At 71.6% G+C, this 4,234-nt stretch carries 2 protein-coding genes; both read right to left on the reverse strand.

Features of this window, described 5'->3' with window-relative positions; all coding sequences use genetic code 11:
- A partial coding sequence (locus tag ABD330_RS31980) for a beta-ketoacyl synthase N-terminal-like domain-containing protein (protein ID WP_344469821.1) occupies positions 1–947 on the reverse strand: 947 nt, incomplete at its 3' end.
- 64 nt (positions 948–1,011) lie between these two features.
- Positions 1,012–4,234, reverse strand: a 3,223-nt coding sequence (locus ABD330_RS31985) for an SDR family NAD(P)-dependent oxidoreductase (RefSeq protein ID WP_344469822.1), incomplete at its 5' end; no start/stop codon positions are given.

The following is a 4,234-nucleotide window of genomic DNA, read 5'->3' on the forward strand; positions in this document are numbered from 1 at the left end:
TGCGACGGGCCGTTCGGCGCGGTGAGGCCGTTGCTGGCGCCGTCCTGGTTGACGGCCGAGCCGCGGATCACCGCGAGCACCTGGTGTCCGTTGGCCTGGGCGTCGGAGAGCCGCTCCAACAGCAGCATCCCGACCCCCTCGGCGAAGCCGGTGCCGTCGGCAGCTCCGGCGAACGCCTTGCAGCGGCCGTCGGGCGCCAGCCCGCGCTGCCGGCTGAACTCCACGAAGACATTGGGTGTCCCCATCACGGTGATGCCACCCGCCAGTGCCATCGTGCACTCGCCGCTGTGCAGCGAGCCGGCCGCCAGGTGGAGGGCCACCAGCGAGGACGAGCAGGCCGTGTCGATGCTGACGGCCGGCCCCTCCAGGCCGAGTGCGTAGGAGACCCGGCCGGAGGTCACGCTGGGCGCGCTGCCGGTGCCGATGTAGCCGTCGACGCCTTCCAGCCGGTCCGGCAGGTCCCGCAGGTAGTCCTGGCCGCTGGTCCCGAGGAACACACCGGTCCGGCTGCCCCGGACCGTTTCGGGCGTGATGCCGGCCCGTTCGAAGGTCTCCCAGGCGACCTCGAGCAGCAGCCGCTGCTGCGGGTCCATCGCGGCCGCTTCTCGCGGACTGATCTCGAAGAAGTCGGCGTCGAAATGGTCCACGGACGGCAGGAACGCGCCGTCCCGGGAGTACGTCTTCCCGCTGCGCTCGGGGTCGGGGTCGTACAGGTCGTCGATGTTCCAGCCGCGGTCGGTCGGGAACTCGCCGACCGCGTCGACACCCTCGGCGACCAGTCGCCACAGCCCGTCCGGTGTGGTGACCCCGCCGGGGAACCGGCAGGCCATGCCCACGACCGCGATCGGCTCGCTCTCCCGCGCCTCCGCGTCGCGCAGTCGGCGGTTGGCCTGGAGGAGATCGGCCGTCGCGCGCTTCAGGTACTCGCGCAGCTTTTCCTCGTTCACCGCGAGGTCCCTTCGTCGGAGATGGTGGTCTTCATGGCGGTCTTCACGGCGGTCGTGGTGATGGTCATGCCTCGGGGATCCCAAACTCGCTGTCCAGCGCCCGGAAGAGCTCCTCGTCCGTCGCGGACTCGATCTCCTCCACTTCGGCCTCGGTCAGCGGGTCACTGGTGAGGCGGCGTGAAAGGGCCTGCAGCCGGGTCGCGATCAGGGCGAGATCCGCGTCCGCCGGGTCGATCGCGAGCGCCGCGCTCTCCAACCGGTCCAGTTCCGCGAGCACCGACTGGGCACCGCCGGCCGCCTGCGCGGGCGCGAGCAGGTTCCGCAGCTCGGTCGCGAGCGCCGCCGGCGTCGGGTGGTCGAAGATCAGCGTGGCGGGCAGTCGGAGACCGGTTCCGCTGTTGAGGCGGTTGCGCAGTTCCACGGCGGTGAGCGAGTCGAATCCGATGGCCTGGAAGGCCCGGTGGGGGTCGATCTCCACGGCTGAGCCATGGCCCAGTACGGCGGCGATGTGGCCACGGACCAGCGTGAGGAGCCGGCTCTCCTGCTCGGCCTCGGTCAGTCCGTCCAGCTTGCCGCGCAGTCCCTCGGCGCTGACCGGAGCGGCGTGCTGCGCGCTGCGGCGCGCCTTGCGACCGGTGAGCCCGCTCAGCAGGTGGGGTACCTGCGCCACACCGGCCAGCGCGGCGCGGTTCAGCAGGATCGGCAGCTGCAGTGCGTCGGCGGCGCCGTCGAGGGCGGCGTCGAAGAGCTCGAGGGCCTGCGAGGTCGTCAGCGGAAGCACGCCGTTCCTGGCCATCCGGCGCTGCGAGGACAGGTCGACCGACTCGGTCAGCTCGCTGGTCTCTGCCCACAGGCCCCAGCCGAGGGACAGTGCAGGCAGCCCGCGCACCCTGCGGTGCTGGGCCAGGGCATCCACATACTGGTTCGCGGCGGCGTAGTTGGCCTGCCCGGGGCTGCCCATCGTGCCGCTCGCGGAGGAGTAGAGCACGAACGCCGCGAGGTCGAGGTGCTCCGTGAGCCGGTGGAGGTTCCAAGCGGCGTCGACCTTGGGCCGGAACACGGTGTCGAGGTGTTCCGGGGTGAGTGCCTGGACGGTGGCGTCGCTGAGTGCGCCCGCGCTGTGGATGACGGCGGTGAGCGGGTGCTCGGAGGGGATCGAGGCGAGCAGCTCGCCGAGTGCCTGCGGGTCCGTCGTGTCGCAAGCTGCGATGCGTACTTCGGCACCCAACTCGTGAAGTTCGGAGGCGAGTTCGGCGGCACCAGGGGCATCGAGACCACGTCGGCCGACCAGCACCAGGTGCCGGACGCCGTGCTTGCCGACCAGGTGCCGGGCCGTGTGGCCGCCCAGGGTGCCGGTGCCGCCGGTGATCAGGACCGTACCCTCAGGGTCCAGCGCGCGCGGCAAGGTGAGGACCAACTTGCCTGTGTGGCGGGCCTGCTGGAGGAACCGGAAGGCGTGCGGGGCGTGCCGTACGTCGACCGCGTAGACGGGCAGCGGGTGCAGTACCCCGCGCTCGAAGAGGTCGAGCAGGTCGACCAGCATCTCCTGGATGCGGTCGGGGCCGGCCTGGATCATGTCGTAGGCGCGGTAGTGGACGTCCCGGTGGGCCGCCGAGACCTCCGCGGCGTCGCGGATGTCGGTCTTGCCCATCTCCAGGAACCGGCCGCCGCGCGGCAGCAGCCGTAGCGAGGCGTCGACGTACTCGCGGGCGAGCGAGTTCAGCACGATGTCCATGCCCTCGCCGCCGGTCGCGGCCAGGAACTTCTGCTCGAAGTCCAGATTCCGCGAGGAGGCGAAGTGGTCGTCGTCGATGCCGAGTTCGCGCAGCACCCGCCACTTGTTCGGGCTCGCGGTGGCATAGATCTCGGCACCCCAGTGCCGGACCAGCTGGATCGCGGCCATGCCGACCCCGCCGGTGCCCGCGTGGATCAGGATTCGCTCACCGGGCTTCACCGTGGTGAGGTCGACCAGCCCGTAGTACGCGGTCAGGAAGGTGATCGGCAGGGCGGCGGCCTGCTGGAAGGTGAAGCCGGCCGGCATCCGGACCAGCCAGCGATGGTCGGTCACCGCAAGCGGGCCCGCGGCCCAGCCGATCAGACCCATCACCCGGTCACCGGGGGCCAGCGTGGTCACGCCGGGGCCGACCTCGGTGACGGTCCCGGCGCCCTCGCTGACGATCGGCGCCTCGCCCGGGTACATCCCCAGCGAGATGAGCACATCGCGGAAGTTCAGGCCGGCTGCGCGTACGGAGACCCGGACCTCGCCGGGACCCAGCTCCCTGGTCGTCTCCGTGGTGGCGCACAGCGCCAGGTTCTCCAGGGTGCCCTTGCCGGTGCTGTCGAGCCGCCAGGCGCTCCCGTCGGTCGGCGGCCGCAGGATGTCCGGGCTGTCCGCCGGCGCGATCCGCGGCACCAGGACCTGGCCGGCCCGGACGGCGAGCTGCGGCTCGCCGGTGGCGAGCGCGGCCGCAACGGCCTGGTAGGAGACGTCCAGGCCGTCGACGTCGAGCAGCACGAACTGGTCGGGGTTCTCGGTCTGGGCGGTGCGAACCAGGCCCCAGGCGGTCGACGCGGGCAGATCGCCGATGTCCTCCGCCGGATGCGTGGCGACCGCACCGCGGGTGAGGACGACCAGCTTGGAGCCGGCGTCGTATCCGGTCGAGAGCCACTCCTGGACCAGGGCCAGCGTGCGCAGGCCCACCTCGTGGGCCGCTCGCGCCGGGTCGGCCGCGTCGCTGCCCGCGGTGGGCCCGCCGATCGCCGCGACCACGGTGAACTCCGGTGCGGGACCGGCCGCGGCAAGGTCCGCGAGCTCCAAGTGGTGGGCGGTCGCGCCGAGCGCTGCGGCCAGTTCGGCGTCCTCGCTGATCACCGTCAACCCGGCGCGCTGCGCGGGGGTGGTCTCCAGGGCGGGCAGCGGCGTCCAGTCCAGTCGGAACAACGCGTCGTTCGACGAATTACGGGCGACCGCAAGCTGTTCCGTGGATATCCGACGCAGTGTCAGAGAACTGACGGTGGCGACGGGTTGACCGGCTTCATCGCTGATCCGCAGCGAGATCTCGTCAGGGGCGTCGGAGGTGACGTGCACGCGGATGGCCCGCGCGTCGACGGCGTGCAGCGAGACTCCGGTCCAGTTGAACGGGAGGCGGATGCCGTCGTCGTCGGTGTCCCCGGCGCCGAGCGCCATGGTGTGCAGGGCTGCGTCGAGGAGTGCGGGGTGGATGCCGTAGCCGTCGGTGGTGGTGTGTGGGGGGAGGGTGATTTCGGCGTAGGTGTCTTGGCCGTGG

It is taken from the genome of Kitasatospora kazusensis (genome assembly GCF_039529945.1).
Lineage (GTDB): Bacteria > Actinomycetota > Actinomycetes > Streptomycetales > Streptomycetaceae > Kitasatospora > Kitasatospora kazusensis.